This is a genomic window from Nitrobacter sp., assembly GCF_051535215.1.
In the GTDB taxonomy this organism is placed as follows: Bacteria; Pseudomonadota; Alphaproteobacteria; order Rhizobiales; family Xanthobacteraceae; genus Nitrobacter.
The window spans coordinates 72,253-94,183 of record NZ_JBPPLY010000005.1; the positions used below are offsets into that span (position 1 = coordinate 72,253).

Below are 21,931 nucleotides of genomic sequence, written 5' to 3' on the forward strand. Positions count from 1 at the left end.
AGCGAGCTTCCTCTGTTTCGTGTGATCGGATTGGCCCGGTCGTCCATGTCCTGTCAACTGTTGCTCCCGACAAACCTGGATGGCAACACAAACCCGACACACAGCGTCGAAAAGCTCACATATCTTTATTCTGTGATGTCTTATTCTGTTGTGGAACCGAACTTGCCACACTGTCGTGCAGCGTCGCGCGATAACCGGCCTGCAACGCTCGTACCGTGGATGGCGGCGTGATCAGCCGCGCATCGGCGAGCGGCAAACTCGCCTCGCGATAGCCGTCGAAGGTCCACAGCCATGGCCGTTTGCCTGCAATCAGATAGCTTTCGCCGCCTGCCTGCACCATCGCGCCGTCAGGCAATCCGTTGAGTGGGATCGGCAGCGGGTGCAGCCGCTTTGCGCGGCCGTCAAGCCGTTCCTGATGAAGCACCGAGTCAATCGCGGGCGCGCGCGCATTGCCGGACCCGTTGCCGCGCGCCCACGCCAGACGAAATGCGTCGGCATTCGCGCGACGGCAATAATAGCACGGACGGTGTCCTGCCGCGAGCGCAGTCGCCTCGTCGAGAAAGAACAGTTCGGTCCAACTCCGCATCGCCATTACATCGCGGCGACGGCCACGGAACTCGCAGACGCAGACGATCCAGGCCTTCGTGGTCCAGCGACGCTGCAAAAGCGTCCGCGTCGCCGGATCGTGAATGATCCCACGATTGCCGGTGAAGGTGCCGCGCTGGGGCACGGCGACGATATCGCCTGTAGGCGTGACGCGATTTTGCAGGGCCACCGGTCGACCTTGCCCTTGGACTTTGCCTATTCCCACATACTGGATGCACCCCAATCACGCCGCGCCGTCGCGCAGCGGCGGAGCGAAGGCAAGGCCGAGATCCCACGGAAAGTAAATCCAGGTGTCCTGTGAGACCTCGGTGATGAACGTATCGACCAGCGGCTTGCCGAGCGGCTTGGCGTAGACGGCGGCGAAGTGCGCATCCGGAATCATGGCGCGCACCATCCGCGCAGTCGCTCCGGTATCGACGAGGTCGTCTACAATCAGAAGTCCCTTGCCGGTGCCGCCGCCGAGCTTCGCGGTCGCATCGGAAATGCCCTTCAGTACCGTCAGCTTGCCTTGCCTGGTATGATCATAGCTCGCGATACAAACGGTATCGATGATGCGGACGCCGAGTTCACGCGCCACGATCGCCGCGGGCACCAGCCCGCCGCGGGTGATCGCCACCACCGCATGAAATGGTCCGGTCTCGTTCAGTCGCCAGGTCAGTGCCCGGCAATCGCGATGGAACTGATCCCAGGACACCGGAAAAGCCTTGTCGGGAGTCTGGGTCACATGAGTCCTTGTCGTCGTTTCCGGAACACAAGCGCATTTGCGCGAGTGAACTCATAATCCTGTTCGATCATATTCAGATTCCGAAGCCGCGCATGAGAACGCGCATCCGGAATACAGGGACAAGGATAGTCTACTGCCCCGCCTTGAGTCCCGCCAGCATCGCGTTCACCGCATCCATCGCTGCCGTCAATTTGGCCTGATCGCGCGAGCGCACCACAAGGCTTGTGTTCGGCAAGCCGTTTTCGTCGAGGAACGGGTAGCTGCCGATAGTGGTGTCCGGATGCGCCTCGGCGATGGCACGCAACGGCGTGCCGATGTCGCCTTCGCGGCAATTGCCGCGCACCGATTCCGACAGCATCCGCTCGCCGGCCTGCAGCGTCGGCGCGATGATATCCATCATCGCCTGCATGATCGAAGGCACCCCCGCCATGACGATGACGTTGCCGATCCTGAAACCGGGCGCCAGAATGGTCGCGCTTTGAATAAGCTCGGCGCCTTCGGGAATGCGCGCCATGCGCAACCGCGCCTCGTTCAATTCGCCCGGATTTTTGTAGCGTTCCTTGAACCGCGCCACCACCTCGGGATGATAATCGACGCTGACGCCAAACGCCTTCCCGATGCTGTCGGCGGTGATGTCGTCATGCGTGGGACCGATGCCGCCGGTGGTGAAAACATAGGTGTAGCGGCCGCGCAGTGCGTTCAGCGCCGCGACGATATCGGCTTCATCGTCGGCAACGATGCGAGCTTCCTTGAGGTCGATTCCGATATTCGTCAGATATTCGGCGATGAAACCGATGTTCTTGTCCTTGGTCCGCCCGGACAGGATTTCATCGCCAATCACCAGAACGCCCGCGGTGATGATGTCACCCATGACCTCTCCTTGACGTCAGCAGCGATCATGACATGACGCGCGGCCGCTCCAGCGTCAAGACAGCGAACATGTTTCCTCTATTGCATCTATTGCACGGAAATATGCGGCGCTTCCAGCGATCGGCGCGCGTCTCATCGCGTAACCACTGACAACGCCACATCACGGCGGACTGCTCAATGCAAGCGGAACACGCCATCCACCGCGCGCAGTTCCGCAGGCTTGATCAGTCTCGAATGTGCGACCGTCACCGAGACCAGCGGTCCTTCGAGTTGCCTCTCCCAAAAAGCGAGGAAGTCGCGCAGCGCCGGGAATTTTGGAAACAGGTCGTAGTTTTGCCAGACGTAGCTTTGCAGCAGCCACTGCCGGTCCGGCCGGCGATACAGGATTTCTGCCGTGGTCAATCCGTAACCCGCCACCTGCTTGCGGAAGTCATCTGAAACTCCGCGGGATTGTACTTCACCTTTCGAGACCATGCCCAATCTCCCTGGAGGGAGGCAGCGCTATCGGCAAAATGGCAACCTCTTTCAATAACGCTCCAGCCCCTCGATGAACCCGCCCTCCGGGACCGGCGCCCTGACGGCCGCCGCCCCAAGGAAAGCCCATAAACAAATGTGACTCACGACACGCCAATCACAAGCCTAAAAATTCAATAAATTGCTAATAAATCAGTGCTGGCAGCGGCTTACCGCGTCTGCTAACAGTCGCTCGGACTGAGCCCGAAGATTGGCCGACCGGGCAGGCGCTCGTCTTCTTTTGAGTCTTTAAAAAATCTGCCTTCTGCCCTTGCCCGGGTCTTCACGACGGCTTATGTCCTGACCGGTCGCCTTGGCACTCGTTGGCCGCGACTGCCAAAAATTCAGAAATATCGTCTATCTTCATAAACTTAGGAGGACTGCATGAAATTCCGTCCGCTTCACGACCGCGTCGTGGTCAAGCGCATCGACGCCGAAGAGAAGACCGCTGGCGGCATCATCATTCCGGATACGGCCAAAGAGAAGCCCTCGCAGGGCGAAGTCCTGGCCGTCGGCCCCGGAGGCCGTGACGAGACCGGCAAGCTGATCCCGATCGATCTCAAGGTCGGCGACAGGGTGCTGTTCGGCAAGTGGTCGGGCACCGAGGTCAAGATCGACGGCCAGGATCTCCTCATCATGAAGGAGTCCGACATCATGGGCGTTCTCACCGACGTCGCTCCCGCCAAGAAGAAGGCCGCCTGAGAAAATTCCGTTCGTCATGGCCGCGGCTGACCGGGACATCCACAGACGTGGATCACCGGACAAGCCCGATGATGACACTCACTGAAAACAATTCTGGAGATCACCAATGTCAGCCAAAGATGTCAAATTCGGCGTCGACGCCCGCGACAAGATGCTGCGCGGCGTGGACATCCTTGCCAACGCCGTGAAGGTCACGCTGGGCCCGAAGGGCCGAAATGTCGTGCTCGACAAGTCGTTCGGTGCGCCGCGCATCACCAAGGACGGCGTCACCGTCGCCAAGGAGATCGAACTCGACGACAAGTTCGAGAACATGGGCGCGCAGATGGTGCGCGAAGTCGCTTCCAAATCCGCCGATGCGGCGGGCGACGGCACCACCACCGCCACCGTTCTGGCCCAGGCGATCGTGAAGGAAGGCGCCAAGTCGGTCGCCGCCGGCATGAACCCGATGGACCTGAAGCGCGGCATCGACCTTGCCGTCGAAGCCGTGGTCGCGGACCTGGGTCGCAACTCCAAGAAAGTCACCTCGAACGAAGAGATCGCGCAAGTCGGCACCATCTCCGCCAACGGCGATTCCGAAATTGGCAAGTTCCTCGCCGACGCCATGAAGAAGGTCGGCAACGAGGGCGTCATCACGGTTGAAGAAGCCAAGTCGCTGGAGACCGAACTCGACGTCGTCGAGGGCATGCAGTTCGACCGCGGCTATATCTCGCCCTACTTCGTCACCAACGCCGAAAAGATGCGTGTCGAGATGGACGACGCCTACATCCTGATCAACGAGAAGAAGCTGTCGTCGCTGAACGAGCTGCTGCCGTTGCTGGAAGCCGTGGTGCAGACCGGCAAGCCGCTGGTGATCGTGGCGGAAGACGTCGAAGGCGAAGCGCTTGCGACCCTGGTGGTCAACCGGCTTCGCGGCGGCCTCAAGGTTGCGGCCGTCAAGGCGCCGGGCTTCGGCGATCGCCGCAAGTCCATGCTGCAGGACATCGCCATCCTGACCGGCGGTCAGGCGATCAGCGAAGACCTCGGCATCAAGCTTGAGAACGTCACGCTGCAGATGCTCGGCCGCGCCAAGAAGGTGATGATCGACAAGGAGAACACCACCATCGTCAACGGCGCCGGCAAGAAGGCCGACATCGAGGCGCGGGTGGCGCAGATCAAGGCGCAGATCGAGGAAACCACCTCGGACTACGACCGCGAGAAGCTGCAGGAGCGTCTGGCCAAGCTCGCCGGCGGCGTCGCGGTGATCCGCGTCGGCGGCGCGACCGAGGTCGAGGTGAAAGAGCGCAAGGATCGCGTGGACGACGCGATGCACGCGACCCGCGCCGCGGTCGAGGAAGGCATCGTGCCGGGCGGCGGCGTTGCGCTGCTCCGTGCCTCCGAACAGCTCAAGCGCATCAAGACCCAGAACGACGACCAGAAGACCGGTGTCGAGATCGTGCGCAAGGCGCTCTCCGCGCCGGCCCGCCAGATCGCGATCAACGCGGGCGAGGACGGTAGCGTCATCGTCGGCAAGATCCTCGAGAAGGAGCAGTATTCCTACGGCTTCGACTCGCAGACCGGCGAATACGGCAACCTGATCTCCAAGGGCATCATCGACCCGACCAAGGTCGTGCGCACCGCGATCCAGAACGCCGCGTCCGTCGCCTCCCTCCTGATCACCACCGAGGCGATGGTCGCCGAACTGCCCAAGAAGAACGCCCCTGCCCCGGCGATGCCGGGCGGCGGCATGGGCGGCATGGATTTCTGACGCACAGCATCAGAAATCGCCGCCCCTAAATCAAAATGCTGGAAGCCGGGCAAGCCCGACTTTCAGTCGGCGGCATGGATTTCTGACGCGCAGTGCCAGAAATCGCCGCCGCTGAGTCAAAATGCTGAAAGCCGGGCAAGCCCGGCTTTCAGTGGCGGCATGGATTTCTTACGAATGCAAAAGGCCCGGTACACACCGGGCCTTTTTCTTTAGTCCAAACTGCTTGTGCAGGCGGGGCTCAATGCTGCGCGTCACGCCGGGCCCTTGAAGCGATGTCGTTACTTGGCCATGCCGTTCGACGGCCTCGTCGTCGATCTGCCGACTGTGGCAGAGCCGCGATGTTCGTTCATCTGCTGCGCCATCGAGAGATGATGCTTGAGCGTCGGCAACGTCTGGTCCGCCCAGTTCTTCAGCTTGGCGTTATCGCCGCTCTTGGCGTACCGATCGAACAGCGACACCGCATCCTCATGGGCATCAACCTGCATTGGATCGTAAATTCCGGCAAAGTCTTGAGATGACGCAGCCCTCAGCTTGTCGAGCTTGCCTTGCGCGGAACTGTCGAGCATCGTCGGCAACTCCGCCTTCACCTCGCCGTCCTTCACCATGCCCTTGAGATCGTTCGAAGTCTTGGTGTGATCTGCGATCATCTGTGCGGCGAACTTCTTTTCCTCGTCATTACCCTTCTGCTGCGCGATTCTTGCCGCCTCGATTTCCAGCATATCACTGGTGGCAGCCTGCTTAACGAAGTCAGCCGTGGACGGCGCGACACCGAGCGCGGAGTTGACGCCGGTTTTCTCGCCGAGAGACTGGCCATATGCGGCCCCTGTCAATGCGGTGGCCGCCGCGAGAGCGATCAGAATTTTTTTCATGGCATGAATCCTTGTATCGGGAGGACGTTGTGCCGCGAAACAGCCCCCGTCCCGCGGATCATCCGGCGACAACGGTTCGCACAGGGCGTGGTTCCTCGGCCTGGAGCGGGAACCTTGCCGCGGCGGACGCTACTCGAGTTCCGCCGGCAATGGCTCCAGCACGTTGCCCTTGGGGTCCGCCACCACGTCGATCTCGAATGTGTCGACGGTCAGCGGGCCACGCTTGCGTTCGAGAGTCGCGACTTTCTCGACGTGGTCGAAATACTGTGCGACGCGCGGCCAGTTGTCGGATCCGTCATCGACGTAAAGCAGCCTGCCCGTGAGCTGGTCCGCGTCCGGTGGCGGCGCGTTGATCCACCGAATGCGCTCGAAGTGCTGCGCGACGCATGTGCCCTTCGGCAGATAGAAACGAAGCCAGCTCGTCACGCCATAGCCTTGAGCGAGCACGCAGTGCGCGCCGCTTCTCACGCGCACCGCTTCGATCTCGGCTGCAAGCTCGCGCCAGCCGACGCCAACGCTGCGCACGGAAGCGTCGCGCCGATAGCCGGAGAGAACGCCGGTGTTCACCTGCACCACCAGCGCCCCCAGCATCGCAACGCCCACCGGCACCGCGCAGCGCCGGCAAAGATCGGCGAAACGCCGCCCGCGCGGCTGCCAGTTCGTGATGTCTGAAGCCACTGCCGCCGCGATCGCGAGCGCCGGGTAGACGGGCGCGAACCAGTTGGCCTCGACACGGCCGTGCAGAGAGTGCCAGACGAAATAGAGCGCAAGCGTCCACACCGTCGTACTGATGAGCGTTCGGGCGGCTCGCGTGCCTTCGCCGTGTTTAGCAAATAGCCCCATCGCGGCGAGAGCGAACACCGGCGGCGTCGCGAAAACGATCTGCGTCGGGATCAGTTCGACGATATAGCGAAGGGTGAACTGGTCAACGCGCGCGCGGCCGAACTGCTTGGCGAAGGATGCCCAGTGATGATCGGCGTTCCAGATGATGACCGGTGAAAAGATCGCGAGCGCGACCAGCCCGCCGAGATAAGGCCACGGCGACTTCAGCCAGCGCCGCAACTCCGGCACGGCGAGCAGCCAGATCAGGATCACCGGACCGAAGAACAGCGCGGTGTATTTCGACAGCAGCGCCACCCCCACAGCCGCGCCTACCGCGAGCCACCATGCGCCGCGTCCGCTCACCAGCAATTTGGCGAGGCCCAGCAGCACGAAACTCGACGCCGCCATCAGCGGCGCGTCCGGCGTCACGATCACGGTGCCGGCCGCGACCATCAGCGTGACGTTGAGAAGAACGGTCGCCGACGCCGCAGCCTTCGCGCTGTCGAACAGCAGCTCCGCCGTCCGGTAGACGGCAAAGCTCATCGGCAGCGCCAGCAGGATCGATACGAGGCGGACGCCGAACTCGGTATCGCCGGCGAGCATGGTGCCGAGGCGGATCACGATCGCCACCAATGGCGGATGATCGTAATAGCCGCCGGCCAGATGTTTTGACCACGTCCAGTAATAGGCTTCGTCGAACGTCAGCGGCGTCACCGCCGCGCAGACGAGTCTCAGCCCCACCAGCGCAAGGACCGTGACAACAACGGCGCGGACGGTCCGCGTCTCGGTCATCGCCGTGCTATCGTCTTCGCCAGACGAACAGGCTGGACACCGCGTAATTCCAGACTACGCCCATCAGCGCACCGGCGGCTCCCGCCAGCCACCAGATCGGCTCCTGATCGTAGACCGAGAACGCGACGCCGACATTGGCGAGCAGGCCGACGCTGCAAACCAGATAGAAAACAAGAAGCCCGCGCAGGAGTCCAAACCCTTTCAGACGCTGGTCGCGATAGGTCAGGAAATTGTTGAGCAGGAAATTGCTGGTCATCGCCAGAAGCGCGCCGAAGGCCTGCGAGTGTGGGAACGGCCATCGCAGCGCGTCAAGCGCAATGAGTAGACCGACGAAATGCACGACGACGCCGACCGATCCGACCAGCGCGAACAACAGGAATCGTAACGACACCGCGTCGCGCGTCAACTTCGCCAGCACGAGGCCGAGGAAGTCCAGCGCGACCATCGAATCCAGCTTGCTTTCTCCATGCAGCCGCGAACCGAAGGTGAAAGGAATTTCCGTGATGCGCAGTTGACCTCGGGCAGTGGCGATCACGTCGAGCAGTATCTTGAATCCCTGGATCGAAAGCTCAGGCGCAAGCTGTTCGAAGCGGTCGCGGCGGATCATGAAAAAGCCGCTCATGGGATCAGCGACCTCGACGCGCAGCAATTTTCTTGCGACCGAAGTCGCAAGCATGCTGAATCCGGCGCGCTGCCTGTCGAAGCTATCGGCACTGCCACCCTCGATGTAGCGGCTGCCGACGACGAGGTCGGCGGAGCCGTTTTCCAGAAGCGCGAGCATCGCCGGCAACCGGGTTTCGTCGTGCTGAAGATCGGCATCCATTACCGCAGCGCACGGCGCGCTCGACGCCAGAATGCCCTCGATGCAGGCGCCCGACAGGCCGCGCCTCCCGATCCGCCTGATGCAGCGCACGCGCGGATCGCTCGCGGCAAGTTTCCGCAGCACCCCGGAAGTGCCGTCGGGCGAATTGTCATCGACATAGATGACTTCCCACGCAATTCCCGCCAGCGCGGTGGACAACTTGCGGTACAACGCGACGACGTTGTCGTGCTCGTTGAAGGTCGGCACGATGACGGAAAGCTGGGGCGACGTTCTGGTTGATAACTCGACCGGATCCGGTCTGATGGCTTCATTCATGGCGCCAGCATATATCCGTGGCGGTCGCAGATGCCAAGGCGACCAGAATCGAGGCAGCCGGCCTAGGCACAGCCAAATCAGCGGGTCTCGAAATCTTCCAAAAGCCGAAAATGTATGGAAATCAGGCTGAATGCCGACGACCGGAACGACAACGACCACGAACAACAGGGCGCGCGTACATCCGGCGCAGCCGAGTTATCCCGTGGTCGTTCCGGCGATGGAGCGGGCTTCGACACCGCCGTTGATACTGAGATAGGTACGGCCGCAACGTTCGCAAGAGGCAGGTCAGATGGCAGGCAAGGCAGGCAGGATCTACATCGGCATCGGCGGCTGGACCTTCGCGCCGTGGCGCGGCGTTTTCTATCCAGACAAGCTGGCGCAGGCGAAAGAGCTCACCTACGCCGCCTCAAAACTCACCTCGATCGAAATCAACGGCACGTATTACGGATCGCAGAAGCCCGAAAGTTTCCGCAAATGGGCGCGCGAGGTGCCCGATGGCTTTGTGTTCTCGCTCAAAGGGCCGCGCTTCGCCACCAATCGGCGCGTGCTGGCCGAAGCCGGCGATTCGGTGAAACGTTTCTATGATTCCGGAGTGCTGGAACTTGGGGACCGCCTTGGACCGGTGCTGTGGCAATTCGCCCCGACCAAGGCGTTCGACGAAGCCGATTTCGGCAGGTTCCTGGAGCTGTTGCCACGGGAGTTGGAAAAGCGCGCGCTGCGGCATGTGGTCGAAGTCCGCCACGACAGCTTTTGCACGCCGGCGTTCATCGCGCTGCTGCGGCAGTTCGAGGTGCCCGTCGTCTTCGCCGAGCACGGCAAATATCCGGCGATCGCCGACATCACCGCGGATTTCGTCTATGCCCGCCTGCAGAAGGGAAGCGACGACATCAAGACCTGTTATCCTCCGAAACAACTCGACGCCTGGGCCGAGCGACTTCAGACGTGGGCCTCAGGCGGCGAGCCGGACGACCTGCCCCGCATCGACACTGCCAGACCGAAGAAAATACCGCGCGACGTCTTCGCTTACGTGATCCACGAAGGCAAGGTGCGCGCACCGGCAGGCGCGATGGAGCTGATCGAACGCGTCAGGTGACGGGAGGACACGACATGACGCCGGAAAGCCGGCTCTTCACCATCGGTTATGAGCAAGCGCCAGCTAGAGCCGTGCTCGATGAACTGGAACACGTCGGCGTCAAACTGCTCGTCGATGTCCGCGCCGTCACCTCATCCCGCCGTCCCGGCTTTTCAAAGAACCAGCTCGCCGCGAGCCTCGACGGCCGCGGCATTGCCTACCTGCACTTGCGCGGGCTCGGCACGCCGAAGCAGGGCCGGCTGGCCCGGCGCAGCGGCAAATTCGATGTGCTGCACGACATCTACACAGCGCATCTGAAGACGCCGCAGGCGCGCGAGGAACTGGACGAACTCTCAGCGCTCGTCCAGCAAGCTGGACCGGTCTGCATTCTCTGCTATGAGCGCGATCACTGGCATTGCCACCGCCGCTGGATCGCCGAGATCATCAACGACCGCGTCGGCGCCAGGATCTGGCCGCACCGCAGATGCGAGAGCCGATGGCGTCCTGAATCATTTTCGGGCGAAGCATGTCCTCGGGCTTGGAGCCCTGTCCGATTCTATCAGAAGCAGCTCCGGGCCATGTGGAAGTTCGCTCATTGTTCCCTTACGCGACGTTGTGCCCACCTGCTATCAGTAGTTGTACGGATGAGGGCTTGGGGGGCTCAGTGCGTTGTGAAAAGCGCGCAATCGCTTTGGCCGCCGTGCTGGCATGCGCGGTGATGGGTCGGTCATTGGCCCAGCCGGCAGCCGGTCCCCCGTTGGCCGACACACTCATCGGCGGCTCAAAACCCGAACGTTTCCTGTTTTTCAGCGGCGTCGATCTCTGGCGCAACGGCCAGGCCGGCTATGCAGGGATGCTGCTGGCGCCGCAAGGCGGCCTGAATAACGACGGCTTTCTGGTCCGCCTGTTCATGTCCGATGATTTCGAGCGTTACGACACGCCGACGCAGCGCTTCACCACCAACATCTTCCGCGCCTCTGTCTTGCCGGGATGGCGCGTCAAGCGCGGCAATGTCGAGATCAAGATCTTCGCGGGGCCCGCCCTCGAAAGCCATGCGTTGAAACCGGATGTTCCAACCGACAAGCTGCGCGGCAGCCACTTCGGCGCTCGCATCGCGACCGAGGTATGGTGGGAGCCCACGCCCACGATGATGGTGGCGGCGGCCGCCTCGGCCACGACGATCGGATCGGGATACAGCGCTCGCGCGGCGGCCGGCTGGCGTTTGTTGGACAGATTCTGGATCGGGCCTGAAATCTCCGCATCCGCCGACGAGTATTCCACCCAATACCGGATCGGCGCGCACCTCACGGGTTTCAGGACCGGACCGGCGGAATGGTCGGTCGGCGCCGGCTTTCTTGAGGACAGTTTCGACCGCAACGGCATCTATGGGCGGATCGGCGTTCTGTTCCGGAAGTGACGTTTTCGGAATCATTTGATCGGGCTGACCGAAAGCCGTTTTCCACTTTCGGGATCATGCCCTAATCCAGTGTGCGGCGGAATCGTGTCACCGCGATCACCATCGCCACCAGCATGAGCGCCAGCAGTGCGAGCGTATCGTATTGCAGGTTTTGCAGCGTCGCTCCCTTCAGCATGATGGCGCGGACAATCCGGACGTAGTGCGTCAGCGGCAGGCATTCACCGACATACTGCGCCCAAACCGGCATGCCCGCGAACGGGAACATGAAGCCGGACAGCAGGATGCTTGGCAGAAAGAACATCATCGACATCTGCATCGCCTGGAGCTGGTTCTGCACGATTGTCGAGAACGTGTATCCAACAGCGAGATTGGTCGTGATGAACAGCGTCGACAGCAACGCCAGCAGCGTCAGGCTTCCGTCGATGGGCACGCCGAACAGCAACGCCCCGATGCCGATGATCAATGCCGCCTGGATGAAACCCACCAGCACGTAAGGCAGGATCTTGCCGATCATCACCTCGACCGGGGTGATCGGCATCGACAGCAGGCTTTCCATGGTGCCCCGCTCGATCTCGCGCGTGACCGACAAGGCCGTGAAGATCAGCATGGTCATGGTGAGGATGGTGCCGACAAGCCCGGGCACGATGTTCAGCCGCGAAGACGCCGCAGGGTTGTAACGCGCATGCGCCCGGATTTCGAATGGCGGATCAGGCGGATTGCCGATGAACAGATCGTGCGCCAGCGCGGTCTGTACGATCGGGCCGAGCGCACCCAATGCGGAGCCGGCGGCCACGGGATCGGTGGCGTCGGCGGCAACCAGCAGCGCCGGACGGTCACCACGCCGCACGCCGCGCTCGAAGCCGCGCGGAATTTCGACGCCGAACAGCACCTTGCCCGATTTCAGGAGATTGTCGAAGGTTTCAACGTCGTGCACCTCCTGCGTGAAGCGGAAATAGGATGTATTTTCCAGCGCCTTGAGAATCGAGCGTGCGAGATCGCTGTCCTCCTGCATCAGAACCGCGGTGGGCAGATGGCGCGGCGTGGTGTTGATGGCATAGCCGAACAGCAGAAGCTGCATCACCGGAATCATCACGATCATCGCGAACGATACCCGGTCGCGCCGGAGCTGGATGAACTCCTTCACCAGCATGGCGTAGCTGCGCCGCCAGAAGCCGAACGACATCTCCCTTTCGGCGGAATGGTCGTCCGCGGCGCTCATTGGAAATTATCCTTCGAACGGTTCATCAGTTCGATGAACACGTCTTCCAGCGACGGCTCACTCTGCTGCCAGTGCAGATCGCCACGGCCGCGATACGGCGCGATCGTCGCTTCGAGCGCGGCCTTGTCGCGGCCTGAGACATGCAGGCTGGCGCCGAAGGGCGCGGCCATGTCGATGCCCGGCTTGCCTGCGAGTTCGGCCGACAGCGCATTGATATCGCCGCCCGCGACCGTATAGGTGGTCAGCGCCGACTTTGCGATGACGTCATCCACGGTGCCGTGCACCAGCAGATGACCATAGGCGATATAGGCGATCTCGTGACAGCGTTCAGCCTCGTCCATGTAATGCGTCGAGACCAGCACCGTCAGGCCATCCGCGGCCAGCGCATGAATCTCGTTCCAGAACTCGCGTCGCGCCTTGGGATCGACACCGGCGGTCGGCTCGTCGAGCAGGAGGAGTTGGGGGTTCGGCAGCGTGCAGGCGCCGAGTGCGAGGCGCTGCTTCCAGCCCCCGGACAATTCGCCCGCAAGCTGCTCCTCGCGGCCATTGAGACCGAGCCGTTTGATCATTGCCAACGCCGCGCCGGGCGCATTCCGCATGCCATAGAGCCGTGCGACGAACTCCAGGTTCTCGCGCACCGACAGGTCCTGATACAGGCTGAAGCGCTGGGTCATGTAGCCGACCCGGCGCTTGATCTTGTCCGCGTCGCGGCGGATGTCATAGCCGAGGCAGGTGCCCTCGCCGCTGTCCGGCGTCAGCAGTCCGCAAAGCATACGGATGGTGGTTGTCTTGCCGGAGCCGTTGGGACCGAGGAAACCGTAGATCATCCCACGCTTCACCGTCATGGACAGATCATGCACGACCTCGCGGCCCTTGAACGACTTCGAGAGGCCGGAAACCTCGATCGCGATGTCGGATGCTTTCACGGCTGCCTGACTCATGGCGCGGCCCTCAGTGTGTCGCGGCGTCGAGTTGAACGGTGATCGGCTGCCCCACCCGAAGATTGTCTGGCCTGTTGGGTCGCGCCTGAATCAGGAACACCAGCTTGTTGCGCTCCTCGAGGCTGTAGATCACCGGCGGCGTGTATTCGGCCTGAGTGGCGATGAAATAAATCTTGGCCGCCAGATCGGACACACAGTTATCGCAGGTGATGCGGACGTCCTGCCCGATCTTGAGTTTCGGCAAATCGGGCTCCGACACAAAAAAACGAATCTTCATGTTGCCGGGCGGCATGATCGACAGCACCGGCCGTTGCGCCGGCGCCATCTCGCCTTCGCGAAAATAGATTTGCTGGATGGTCCCCGCGACCGGCGCAAAACCCTTGCGGCGCGCCAGCCGCGTTTCCGAGGTGTTGACCCGCGCTTCGGCGACACGCAGCGCCGAAACGGCGGAATCCAGGGTGGCCTGCGTGCCCGCCCCGGTCTTCCTCAGCGATGCCGCGCGGTCATAAGTCTGCTGCGCATTCGCCAGCGTCGCCTTGTTCTGATTGAGATCGGCCTGTTGCAGGTCGTCGTCGACCGAATAGAGAAGTGCGCCGACCTCGACAGCGTCGCCTTCGCGCACATTCAGTCTGGTGACACGGCCGCTCTCGTCAGGACTGACAAAAATCATGTCGGCCTCGACCCAGCCCTGATAACCCGGCGACGACTTCGCACCGCAGCCGGCAACGAGAACCGTCAACGCCAACACGGCGCCGGCACGCACGATGACGCCCCGAGTGGTCATGACACCCTCCGTTCGCCAAAGATCAGATCGAGATGGACCTTGAGCATCGCCACGGCATCGAGCGGCGCATGCCGGCCGAACAGGCCCTGCCACATCACGGCGACCAAAGCAGGCGCAACGACGATCTGGGGGAAGTCGGCAAGGCGCTCATGACGGATCTCTCCGCGCGCGATGCCACTCTCGATCAGCTTGCGCATGGCCGCGAGGCCGCGCGAAACGACTTCACGAAAGTAGAAATCGGCGAGCGACGGAAAGCGCGCGCCCTCCGCGACGATCAAACGAACGATATCGCCGCGCTTGGTCTCAGCGATCTCGCGCACAAAAGTCTCGGCGAAGCGTTCGAGGATATCCCGCACCGATCCACCGGCAGCAGGCGCGGCCGCCAGGTTTCCGATCAGCGGCACGAGCGCCGTTCTCACCAGTTCCTGAAATAGCGCCTCCTTGTCCTTGAAGTGCAGATAGATCGTGCCTTTGGCCACTCCGGCCCGCTTCGCCACGTCGTCCAGACGGGTGGCGGCAAAACCACGCGCGGTGAACTCATCGAGGCCCGCCGCGATGATCGCCGCACGCCGTTGCGCCGCGCGCGCCGCGCGGTTCGGGGGTTTGACAGTCCTGCCGGTTTGCGCGGACCCCGCGGCGCCCTCTGGGCCTGCAATCGCTCGCGATTTGGCGGAGCTCGCGGTCGCGGTTGCGGTTTTTCGTGGCTTTGCTTTTGCAGCTTTCATAAAAACAATATGACTGACTGGTCAGTCATATTCAAGATATGTATGTGACGCGAGCGCTCAATCCGCCGTGATGCCAATCATATTACTGTATTATCTAGAGAATTTCAGACAGAGGCGTCTTATCGGCACATCTGGTCGGATCGGATAGGCTGAGGAAGGCGAACCGCTTGCCGGGAGGCGCGATCAGCCGCGCTGCATCGCCGCCAGCGCCTGCGGCGTATCGATGTCGAGAAACGCCCCTTGATCTTCCACCGCGACTTCCGCCACGACCTCCGTGTGCTGCGCGATCAGATTGCGCGCTCCGATATCGCCCTCGAGCGACATCAGTTCGCCGAAGAACCGGCGCGACCACAGCACCGGATTGCCGCGACTGCCATCGCTGACCGGGACCGCGATCAGCATGCCGCGATCCGGCGCGAAGGCCGCGATCAGCCGATCGAGGAGATGCGCGTCGATCAGCGGCATGTCACCGAGACAGATCAACGCGCCGCCCGCCTCTTTCGGAACCACGCCGATGCCGGCCTTGAGCGAACTGGCCAACCCTGTGGGAAAATCCGGATTGTACACGAACGTCACGTTCAGCCCGCGCAACGCGCGCTCGACTTCCGCGGCCTGATGGCCGGTGACGACAGTCACGCTTGATACTTTTGACGCCAGTACCTGCTCCACCACGACGCGAACCAGCGGCTTGCCATGCAGTTCGGCCAGCAGCTTGTTATGGCCGCCCATGCGGGTCGAACGTCCGGCCGCGAGGATCACCGCCGCAATATTGTTGTTGCTGTCGGCTCCTGGCGAAATACGCGGTTGCGGCCGCGTCACGATTTCCATCAGCAGGCCGCCCACCCCCATCCCGGTCAGGTCGCGTCGTGCGACCTTCAATCCGGCGAGCAGGCGCATCAGCACCCAATCAAAGCCGTTTTCAACAGGAGAACGAGCACAGCCCGGCGCACCCACAACCGGCACGCCGCGCGCCCTTCCGATCAGAAGCAGGTTACCGGGATCGACCGGCATGCCGAAGTGTTCGATCACGCCGCCGGCGGCAGTGAGAGCCGCGGGAATGACATCGCGGCGATCGGCGATCGCGGACGCGCCGAACACGATGACCAGTTCGGCGCCGAGATCGAGCATCTCCTTGATCGTGGCCGACAACACCGTCTGGTCGTGAGGCACCCGCCGCTCGGCGATCATCGTCGCGCCGGCCGGCGCAAGACGATCGGCGGTCACCCGCAATGTCTTGTCGATCACCTTCGGCGCCAGGCCGGGAAGGATGGTGGAAACGACACCGACGCGCTTGATGCGATAAGGCGCGACGCGCAGAACGTCGCGCCGCGCGGCCGCCACCGCTGCGTCGCGCAGTTCCGCCCTGACACCGAATGGGATCAGCTTGACGGTTGCGATCATCTCGCCCTGAACCACCGGCTTGTAGGCCGGAAGCGTTGCAAACGTGATGGCTTCGTCGACATTGTTGATGCGGTTGACCGCCGCGCGATCGATCACCAGCACGCCGGTGCGCGCTGCGAACAGGTTGGCGCGGCCGGTGAAAGCCCGCTCGACCGTGACGCCCTCGCCGGCGACGGCTTTGGCGACACCCGACGCCGCTTCGTCCTCGGACACATCGCCGTCCTCGAGACGGACGACGACCACCTCCTTCACGCCCGCCCTGTTCAGAGCCTCGACCTCCACCGGACCGATAGTGGTGCCCTTCTTGAGCACGAATGCCCCCTGACGCAGGGTATGAACGGTGACGCCGCCGATCGCATCGTCCGGGGCAGCAGGACCAAATTTCATGCCGCGCTCGCTTTCGGCAGCCGTAGCTGCGCCGTGATTTCCGCCATGATGGCTACTGCGATCTCGGAGGGCGAAATAGCGCCGATCTCCAGCCCGATCGGCGCATGGATGCGCGCGAGGCCAGCGTCGGAAACCCCCTGTGCCTTCAATCGCTCTGCGCGCCTCTCGTGGGTTTTCGGCGAACCCAGCGCGCCGATGTAAAAGCAATCGTGCTCGAGAGCGTGCAGCAGCGCCGGATCGTCGATTTTGGGATCGTGGGTCAGCGCGACAAAGGCGGTATAGTGGTCGATATCGAGCGGCGGCAGCGCGACGTCCGGCCATTCGGCGATCAGCGGCATGTCCGGAAACCGCTCAGGACTCGCAAATGCCGTGCGCGGATCTACCACGGTGACGTCATAGCCAAGCGACCGCGCGAGAGGCGCCAATGCCTGGCTGATGTGGACCGCGCCGACGATCACAAGCCTCGCCGTCGGCGCATGGACATTCAGGAACAGTTTTCGGCCGTCCATTTCGACCGTTCCGCTCTTGCCCATGCGCAGGTGTCTTTCCAGTTCCGTATGCAATGGATCGCCAGCGAGATCGGCTGCCTTGACGATACGCTGCTCGCCGTTGGCGATATCGGTCACCACGATCACCGGCCGCCGCGCGGCCCGCTCCCTGTTGATCTCTGCGAGCGTGGCGAGTTTCATTTCACGCTCAGCCGACTTTCTCGACGAAGACACGGATGGTGCCGCCGCAAGACAGTCCGACCTTCCAGGCCGTGTCGTCAGTCACGCCGAACTCGAGCATCCTGGGCGTGCCGCTGGAGATCACGTCCAGCGCCTCGGTCACCACGGCGCCTTCGACGCAGCCACCGGAGACCGAGCCGAGAAACGTGCCGTCGTCGTTGACGACGAGGTTCGAACCGGCGGGACGTGGTGCCGATCCCCAGGTTTCAACCACCGTCGCGAGCGCAACGCCGTGACCGGCTTTCCGCCAGTCCTCGGCAGCCTTCAGAATATCCTCGTCGCGATCGAGCATGGCGGACTACTTCTATTCAAGCTGCATGGCGGTGGAGATCGCGGCGACGCGATACGGGCGCCGGGGACAGCGCGGCCATCAGCCCCTTGATAGACGACAAATTATGCACCGGGCGAAATTCGTCAACGTGCGGCAGCATCAATTTAATTCCTTGCGCCTTCGGTTCAAAGCTATCATAGCGCAATAGTGGGTTGAGCCAGATCAATCGGCGGCAGGAGCGGTGCAGCCGGTCCATCTCGAACGCCAGTCTTGAGTCGGCCTCACGCTCCAGCCCGTCGGTGATCAACAGCACGATCGCGCCCTGCGCCAGCACGCGCCGGCCCCACAGCTTGTTGAAACCATGCAACGAGGTCGCGATCCGCGTTCCGCCGGCCCAGTCCTCGACCGCGGATGAGCAGGCGGCCAGCGCCTCGTCCGGATCGCGCGTCCGCAACGCGCGGGTCACGTTGGTCAGCCGCGTCCCGAACAGAAAGACCGAGACGCGCTTGCGCGCATCGGTGATGGCATGGAGAAAATGCAGGAACAGCCGGGTATATTCGCTCATGGAGCCCGATATATCCAGGAGCGCCACGATCGGAGCCGGCTTGTCGACGAGGCCCAGGCGATGGATATCGACGATATCGCCACCGGTCCGCAGGCTGCCGCGCAGCGTCCGGCGCAGGTCGAGCCGCAGCCCGCGGTGATCGGGCCGGGTGCGCCGGGTGCGAAGCTCCGCCTGCGGCAGCCTCATCTTCGCGATGACCTGCGTAACTTCGACGATCTCCGCCGCACTCATCTGGGCAAAGTCTTTTTTCTGCAGCACCTCGCGGTCGGAGACCGAGAGCCGGACCTCCCGCTCCTCGGACACGTCGCTATCGCCGGCAATCGCCGGCTGCGCCAGCGCCTCCTGAACGCGCCGCGTCGCAGGCGGCGGCGACTTCTTTGCCTGAACCGGCAGCGCAACCGAATCCAGCATGCTCTTCCATTCCTCCGCAGCGCGAAAGAACAGATCGAAAACCTGGGCGAAGATCAGTGCGTGATCGTGGCGTGTGACGAAAACCGATTCAAGCGTGGTGAAGACGTCCGCGCGCTTTCCAATGTCGATCAAGCGCAAAGCGTTCAATGCGTCGATCACAGCGCCCGGCCCGACCGGAAGGCCTGCGGCGCGCAGCGTCCGCGCAAAGCCGACGACGTTGTCCGCGATCTGTCCGGTCGGCGGATCGAGATGATTGATGGCCATGCAGTCCTGCTCTATCGATCGCCGTTCGCTTCCTTCAACACCTTCTGCAAGGTATCGCCCTGCATTCGGCCGATATCGTCCTGGTATTTCAGGAGCGCGCCCACGGTGTCGCCGATAACCTGCGGCGTCAGCGACCGCGCGTCGAGTTCGGTCAGCGCCGTCGCCCAGTCGATGGTCTCGGCGACGCCCGGATTCTTGTAGAGATCCTGATTGCGCAGCGCCTGCACGAAATCGACCACCTGCTGCGACAGCTTCGCGGAAATGCCCGGCACCCGCGATTTGACGATCGCAAGCTCCCGCTCGGCCGAGGGATAATCGATCCAGTGATAGAGGCACCGCCGCTTCAACGCATCATGAATTTCGCGGGTCCGGTTTGAGGTCACGATGACGATAGGCGGTGTCGACGCCTTGACGGTGCCGAATTCGGGAATCGTCACCTGGAAGTCGCTGAGGATTTCCAGAAGATAGGCCTCGAAAGCCTCGTCGGCGCGATCAAGCTCGTCGATCAGAAGCACGGGCGGCCCCGCCACATCCGGCTCCAGCGCCTGAAGCAACGGCCGTTTGATCAGATATCGCTCGGCAAAGATGTCGCTGGACAACTGCTCGCGATCGGCATCGCCGGCTGCTTCCGCCAGCCGGATGGCAATCATTTGCGCCGCACTATTCCATTCGTAAACGGCGGACGCGATATCGAGCCCCTCGTAGCATTGCAGCCGGATCAGCTTGCGTCCCAAGGCGGCCGAGAGCACTTTCGCGATCTCGGTCTTGCCGACGCCGGCCTCGCCTTCGAGAAACAGCGGTCGCCCCATGCGCAGCGAAAGAAACACGACCGTCGCCAGCGATCGCTCGGCGAAATAGCTGTGCTTCGCCAGCATATCGAGCGTCGCGTCGACGGACGGCGGCAGCGCTGATGTCGTCATGAATGTCATGCCCTGCCGTTCGCGGCATCGACAGCACGCCGCGCAAGTACCCCGATCAGATGCGCGCGATAGTCCGCGCTGCCATGCAGGTCGCTGTTGAGGCCCGTGGCAGGCACCGTCAATCCCTCCAGCGATTTCGACTTGAAGCTCTTCTTCAAAGCCTCTTCGAATGCCGTCACGCGGAAGACGCCACCAGCGCCGGCGCCGGTAACCGCGACGCGCACATCCAACGGCCGCCTGGCGACGAAGACGCCAACCAGCGCATAGCGCGAGGCATGGTTGCGGAATTTCTGATAGGCCGCCTTCTTCGGCAGCGGAAACATCACCCGGGTGATGATCTCGTCGCTGTCCAGCGCGGTGGAAAACATTCCCTGAAAAAATTCCTCCGCCTTCAGGCGGCGCTTGTTGGTGACGATGGTGGCGTCGAGCGCCAGGCACGCCGCCGGATAATCGGCGGTCGGATCGTTGTTCGCGAGCGAGCCGCCGATGGTACCACTGTGGCGCACGGCCGGATCGCCGATCAGCGCGGCGAGTTCGGCCAGTGCCGGGATAGCCTCGCCTACGACAGGCGAGCCAGCGACGTCGGCGTGCTTCGCGGTCGCGCCGATCACGAGCGAGCGTCCCTTCATCTCGATGCCGTCGAGACCTTCGATGTGGGAGAGATCGATCAGGTGCGCAGGACTGGCGAGCCGCTGCTTCATGACCGGCAGCAGCGTGTGGCCGCCGGCGATCAGCCTGGCGTCTTCGTTCCTGACCAGCAGGTTGGCGGCCTGCCGCACCGTCGCCGGTCGATGATATTTGAATTCGTACATGGCTCAGGTCCTCGGCATCATCACGCCGTGACTCATGCGGGATCCGATTTCGCCATCGCCATGGCTCCGGCTGCAATCGATTGGACGATATTCTGATAGCCGGTGCAGCGGCAGAGATTGCCCTCCAACTCCTCACGAATGGTCTGATCGTCGAGTTCGTAGCCCTTGCGATGAACCATATCGATCGCGCTCATGATCATGCCCGGTGTGCAGAAGCCGCATTGCAAACCATGATGCTCGCGGAAGGCTTCCTGCATCGGATGCAGCGGCGCGCCGTCCGCGGCGAGACCCTCGATGGTCGTGACCTCGTGACCGTCCGCCATCACCGCCAGCAGGGTGCAGGACTTCACGGCCTTGCCGTCGAGATGCACGACACAGGCGCCGCATTGCGAGGTGTCGCATCCGACATGGGTGCCGGTCAGGCGGAGGTTTTCGCGCAGGAACTGCACCAGTAGCGTGCGGGGATCGATATTGGCGGCCGTCGGTTTGCCGTTCACGATCAGCGAAATCTTGGCCATCGGCGCTCTCTTCGAATCCAGTGCCGCACATCCGAACGGTTGTCCGCGAGGTGATCCATGATATGGGCCATCCCGGTAATGAGCAACCTCGCGGGTGGTCCGCGGCCGGCCACGATCAGCGCGACCTCAGGCCTAACCCTGAACCGCCTTTATTCCTGAGTTGCCCTGGCGAAGTTCGCAAAAAATTCGTCAGCGAGCTTTTTGGCCGTACCGCCGATCAGCCGTTGACCCAGTTGCGCCAGCTTGCCGCCGGTCTGCGCTTCCACATCGTATTTGAGCAGGGTGCCGCCGTCGTGCTCGGTCAGCACCACCGTTGCGTCACCTTTGGCAAAACCGGCGACGCCGCCCTCCCCCTCGCCCGAAATCCTGTACCCGTTCGGCGGGTCGAGATCGCTGAGCGTGATCTTGCCTTTGAAGCGAGCGGATACCGGACCGATCTTCATTTTAGCGACGGCATGAAATTCGTTGGCGTCGGTCCGGGTCAATTCCTCGCAGCCGGGAATGCAGGCTTTCAAAACCTCGGGATCGTTGAGCCTGGCCCAGACCGCTTCGCGGGATGCCGGAAGCTGGACTTCGCCGTTCATCGTCATCGCCATGCGCTGCCTCCTCCGTCCGCGCGCCGCCCGTTCGAGGGCGAGCGACCTTTCAGGTAAGCGCCGATCTGGGCAAATGAAAGAGGACTACAATTCGGTGGCGAAACGAACCATTCCAATCCG

General features: G+C 62.6%; 23 protein-coding genes and 1 pseudogene. 5 read left to right on the forward strand and 19 right to left on the reverse strand.

What is annotated here, in order from left to right:
* Nucleotides 1-115: 115 nt before the first annotated feature.
* The 4 genes from ACS3WB_RS07630 to ACS3WB_RS07645 form a co-directional block, all read right to left on the reverse strand.
* Complete coding sequence (locus ACS3WB_RS07630; protein WP_438274963.1) at nucleotides 116-775, reverse strand: hypothetical protein; 660 nt, start codon at nucleotides 773-775, stop codon at nucleotides 116-118.
* Between the two features lie 54 nt (nucleotides 776-829).
* A complete protein-coding gene (gene gpt / locus ACS3WB_RS07635) occupies nucleotides 830-1,330 on the reverse strand; it encodes a xanthine phosphoribosyltransferase (RefSeq protein ID WP_438274964.1) in 501 nt (166 codons plus the stop codon).
* A 130-nt stretch (nucleotides 1,331-1,460) separates the two neighbouring features.
* Nucleotides 1,461-2,201 (reverse strand): competence/damage-inducible protein A, encoded by a 741-nt coding sequence (locus ACS3WB_RS07640; protein ID WP_438274965.1) that lies wholly within the window; start codon nucleotides 2,199-2,201, stop codon nucleotides 1,461-1,463.
* A 173-nt stretch (nucleotides 2,202-2,374) separates the two neighbouring features.
* Nucleotides 2,375-2,674 carry an usg protein gene (locus ACS3WB_RS07645; protein WP_438274966.1) on the reverse strand — a complete coding sequence of 100 codons (300 nt, stop codon included), beginning with the start codon at nucleotides 2,672-2,674 and terminating at the stop codon, nucleotides 2,375-2,377.
* Nucleotides 2,675-3,097: 423 nt separating this feature from the next.
* Here ACS3WB_RS07645 and ACS3WB_RS07650 point away from each other — a divergent pair, with 423 nt between their 5' ends.
* The gene (locus tag ACS3WB_RS07650) at nucleotides 3,098-3,415 is read left to right on the forward strand and encodes a co-chaperone GroES (protein WP_438274967.1); all 318 of its coding nucleotides are present in this window, start codon (nucleotides 3,098-3,100) and stop codon (nucleotides 3,413-3,415) included.
* Nucleotides 3,416-3,521: 106 nt separating this feature from the next.
* Complete coding sequence (gene groL, locus ACS3WB_RS07655) at nucleotides 3,522-5,159, forward strand: chaperonin GroEL (RefSeq protein WP_438274968.1); 1,638 nt, start codon at nucleotides 3,522-3,524, stop codon at nucleotides 5,157-5,159.
* Nucleotides 5,160-5,437: 278 nt separating this feature from the next.
* Here groL and ACS3WB_RS07660 read toward each other — a convergent pair whose 3' ends face one another.
* The 3 genes from ACS3WB_RS07660 to ACS3WB_RS07670 all read right to left on the reverse strand — a co-directional run bounded on the left by ACS3WB_RS07660 (nucleotide 5,438) and on the right by ACS3WB_RS07670 (nucleotide 8,780).
* Nucleotides 5,438-6,028 carry a DUF4142 domain-containing protein gene (locus ACS3WB_RS07660; RefSeq protein ID WP_438274969.1) on the reverse strand — a complete coding sequence of 197 codons (591 nt, stop codon included), beginning with the start codon at nucleotides 6,026-6,028 and terminating at the stop codon, nucleotides 5,438-5,440.
* 129 nt (nucleotides 6,029-6,157) lie between these two features.
* Nucleotides 6,158-7,642 carry a glycosyltransferase family 39 protein gene (locus ACS3WB_RS07665; RefSeq protein ID WP_438274970.1) on the reverse strand — a complete coding sequence of 495 codons (1,485 nt, stop codon included), beginning with the start codon at nucleotides 7,640-7,642 and terminating at the stop codon, nucleotides 6,158-6,160.
* A 7-nt stretch (nucleotides 7,643-7,649) separates the two neighbouring features.
* Nucleotides 7,650-8,780, reverse strand: coding sequence for a glycosyltransferase (locus ACS3WB_RS07670; RefSeq protein ID WP_438274971.1), 1,131 nt, complete (start codon nucleotides 8,778-8,780; stop codon nucleotides 7,650-7,652).
* Between the two features lie 289 nt (nucleotides 8,781-9,069).
* Here ACS3WB_RS07670 and ACS3WB_RS07675 point away from each other — a divergent pair, with 289 nt between their 5' ends.
* The 3 genes and pseudogenes from ACS3WB_RS07675 (at nucleotide 9,070) to bcsS (ending at nucleotide 11,269) form a co-directional block, all read left to right on the forward strand.
* Nucleotides 9,070-9,873 (forward strand): DUF72 domain-containing protein, encoded by an 804-nt coding sequence (locus tag ACS3WB_RS07675; RefSeq protein WP_438274972.1) that lies wholly within the window; start codon nucleotides 9,070-9,072, stop codon nucleotides 9,871-9,873.
* 14 nt (nucleotides 9,874-9,887) lie between these two features.
* A pseudogene (locus ACS3WB_RS07680) lies at nucleotides 9,888-10,322 on the forward strand (DUF488 domain-containing protein); the annotation flags it as partial.
* 287 nt (nucleotides 10,323-10,609) lie between these two features.
* The gene (gene bcsS / locus ACS3WB_RS07685) at nucleotides 10,610-11,269 is read left to right on the forward strand and encodes a cellulose biosynthesis protein BcsS (protein WP_438274973.1); all 660 of its coding nucleotides are present in this window, start codon (nucleotides 10,610-10,612) and stop codon (nucleotides 11,267-11,269) included.
* 61 nt (nucleotides 11,270-11,330) lie between these two features.
* Here bcsS and ACS3WB_RS07690 read toward each other — a convergent pair whose 3' ends face one another.
* The 12 genes from ACS3WB_RS07690 to ACS3WB_RS07745 form a co-directional block, all read right to left on the reverse strand.
* Nucleotides 11,331-12,488, reverse strand: coding sequence for an ABC transporter permease (locus ACS3WB_RS07690; protein ID WP_438274974.1), 1,158 nt, complete (start codon nucleotides 12,486-12,488; stop codon nucleotides 11,331-11,333).
* Nucleotides 12,485-13,429 (reverse strand): ATP-binding cassette domain-containing protein, encoded by a 945-nt coding sequence (locus ACS3WB_RS07695; RefSeq protein WP_438274975.1) that lies wholly within the window; start codon nucleotides 13,427-13,429, stop codon nucleotides 12,485-12,487. Before ACS3WB_RS07695 ends, ACS3WB_RS07690 begins: the two co-directional genes overlap by 4 nt.
* 10 nt (nucleotides 13,430-13,439) lie before the next feature.
* Complete coding sequence (locus tag ACS3WB_RS07700; protein WP_438274976.1) at nucleotides 13,440-14,213, reverse strand: HlyD family secretion protein; 774 nt, start codon at nucleotides 14,211-14,213, stop codon at nucleotides 13,440-13,442.
* The gene (locus ACS3WB_RS07705) at nucleotides 14,210-14,938 is read right to left on the reverse strand and encodes a TetR/AcrR family transcriptional regulator (protein ID WP_438274977.1); all 729 of its coding nucleotides are present in this window, start codon (nucleotides 14,936-14,938) and stop codon (nucleotides 14,210-14,212) included. The genes ACS3WB_RS07700 and ACS3WB_RS07705 overlap by 4 nt, the downstream gene beginning before the upstream one ends.
* A 183-nt stretch (nucleotides 14,939-15,121) precedes the next feature.
* Nucleotides 15,122-16,726, reverse strand: coding sequence for an NTP transferase domain-containing protein (locus ACS3WB_RS07710; protein WP_438274978.1), 1,605 nt, complete (start codon nucleotides 16,724-16,726; stop codon nucleotides 15,122-15,124).
* Nucleotides 16,723-17,415: an XdhC family protein gene (locus tag ACS3WB_RS07715; protein WP_438274979.1), complete on the reverse strand. Its 693-nt coding sequence runs from the start codon at nucleotides 17,413-17,415 to the stop codon at nucleotides 16,723-16,725. The genes ACS3WB_RS07710 and ACS3WB_RS07715 overlap by 4 nt, the downstream gene beginning before the upstream one ends.
* Before the next feature lie 7 nt (nucleotides 17,416-17,422).
* Nucleotides 17,423-17,746, reverse strand: a complete 324-nt coding sequence (locus ACS3WB_RS07720) for an XdhC family protein (RefSeq protein WP_438274980.1) — start codon at nucleotides 17,744-17,746, stop codon at nucleotides 17,423-17,425.
* Nucleotides 17,747-17,762: 16 nt separating this feature from the next.
* Entirely contained in the window at nucleotides 17,763-18,965 is a 1,203-nt protein-coding gene (locus ACS3WB_RS07725) for a vWA domain-containing protein (protein WP_438274981.1), read from the reverse strand.
* An 11-nt stretch (nucleotides 18,966-18,976) separates the two neighbouring features.
* Nucleotides 18,977-19,885 (reverse strand): AAA family ATPase, encoded by a 909-nt coding sequence (locus tag ACS3WB_RS07730; RefSeq protein ID WP_438274982.1) that lies wholly within the window; start codon nucleotides 19,883-19,885, stop codon nucleotides 18,977-18,979.
* A gap of 5 nt (nucleotides 19,886-19,890) precedes the next feature.
* Nucleotides 19,891-20,697 carry an FAD binding domain-containing protein gene (locus ACS3WB_RS07735; RefSeq protein ID WP_438274983.1) on the reverse strand — a complete coding sequence of 269 codons (807 nt, stop codon included), beginning with the start codon at nucleotides 20,695-20,697 and terminating at the stop codon, nucleotides 19,891-19,893.
* A 32-nt stretch (nucleotides 20,698-20,729) separates the two neighbouring features.
* Nucleotides 20,730-21,215, reverse strand: a complete 486-nt coding sequence (locus tag ACS3WB_RS07740; RefSeq protein ID WP_438274984.1) for a (2Fe-2S)-binding protein — start codon at nucleotides 21,213-21,215, stop codon at nucleotides 20,730-20,732.
* Nucleotides 21,216-21,364: 149 nt separating this feature from the next.
* On the reverse strand, nucleotides 21,365-21,811 hold the full coding sequence (locus tag ACS3WB_RS07745; RefSeq protein ID WP_438274985.1) for an SRPBCC family protein: 447 nt from the start codon (nucleotides 21,809-21,811) through the stop codon (nucleotides 21,365-21,367).
* Nucleotides 21,812-21,931 lie beyond the last annotated feature (120 nt).

Bases quoted from the DNA above. Each gene is read 5' to 3' on its own strand.
- ACS3WB_RS07730 (WP_438274982.1), bottom strand. From the start codon at position 19,885: ATGACGACATCAGCGCTGCCGCCGTCCGTCGACGCGACGCTCGATATG.
- ACS3WB_RS07700 (WP_438274976.1), bottom strand. From the start codon at position 14,213: ATGACCACTCGGGGCGTCATCGTGCGTGCCGGCGCCGTGTTGGCGTTG.
- ACS3WB_RS07645 (WP_438274966.1), bottom strand. From the start codon at position 2,674: ATGGTCTCGAAAGGTGAAGTACAATCCCGCGGAGTTTCAGATGACTTC.
- ACS3WB_RS07665 (WP_438274970.1), bottom strand. From the start codon at position 7,642: ATGACCGAGACGCGGACCGTCCGCGCCGTTGTTGTCACGGTCCTTGCG.
- ACS3WB_RS07725 (WP_438274981.1), bottom strand. From the start codon at position 18,965: ATGGCCATCAATCATCTCGATCCGCCGACCGGACAGATCGCGGACAAC.
- ACS3WB_RS07715 (WP_438274979.1), bottom strand. From the start codon at position 17,415: ATGAAACTCGCCACGCTCGCAGAGATCAACAGGGAGCGGGCCGCGCGG.
- ACS3WB_RS07735 (WP_438274983.1), bottom strand. From the start codon at position 20,697: ATGTACGAATTCAAATATCATCGACCGGCGACGGTGCGGCAGGCCGCC.
- ACS3WB_RS07690 (WP_438274974.1), bottom strand. From the start codon at position 12,488: ATGAGCGCCGCGGACGACCATTCCGCCGAAAGGGAGATGTCGTTCGGC.
- groL (WP_438274968.1), top strand. From the start codon at position 3,522: ATGTCAGCCAAAGATGTCAAATTCGGCGTCGACGCCCGCGACAAGATG.
- ACS3WB_RS07650 (WP_438274967.1), top strand. From the start codon at position 3,098: ATGAAATTCCGTCCGCTTCACGACCGCGTCGTGGTCAAGCGCATCGAC.
- ACS3WB_RS07660 (WP_438274969.1), bottom strand. From the start codon at position 6,028: ATGAAAAAAATTCTGATCGCTCTCGCGGCGGCCACCGCATTGACAGGG.
- ACS3WB_RS07695 (WP_438274975.1), bottom strand. From the start codon at position 13,429: ATGAGTCAGGCAGCCGTGAAAGCATCCGACATCGCGATCGAGGTTTCC.
- ACS3WB_RS07745 (WP_438274985.1), bottom strand. From the start codon at position 21,811: ATGGCGATGACGATGAACGGCGAAGTCCAGCTTCCGGCATCCCGCGAA.
- ACS3WB_RS07710 (WP_438274978.1), bottom strand. From the start codon at position 16,726: ATGAAATTTGGTCCTGCTGCCCCGGACGATGCGATCGGCGGCGTCACC.
- ACS3WB_RS07675 (WP_438274972.1), top strand. From the start codon at position 9,070: ATGGCAGGCAAGGCAGGCAGGATCTACATCGGCATCGGCGGCTGGACC.
- ACS3WB_RS07740 (WP_438274984.1), bottom strand. From the start codon at position 21,215: ATGGCCAAGATTTCGCTGATCGTGAACGGCAAACCGACGGCCGCCAAT.
- ACS3WB_RS07720 (WP_438274980.1), bottom strand. From the start codon at position 17,746: ATGCTCGATCGCGACGAGGATATTCTGAAGGCTGCCGAGGACTGGCGG.
- ACS3WB_RS07640 (WP_438274965.1), bottom strand. From the start codon at position 2,201: ATGGGTGACATCATCACCGCGGGCGTTCTGGTGATTGGCGATGAAATC.
- ACS3WB_RS07670 (WP_438274971.1), bottom strand. From the start codon at position 8,780: ATGAATGAAGCCATCAGACCGGATCCGGTCGAGTTATCAACCAGAACG.
- ACS3WB_RS07705 (WP_438274977.1), bottom strand. From the start codon at position 14,938: ATGAAAGCTGCAAAAGCAAAGCCACGAAAAACCGCAACCGCGACCGCG.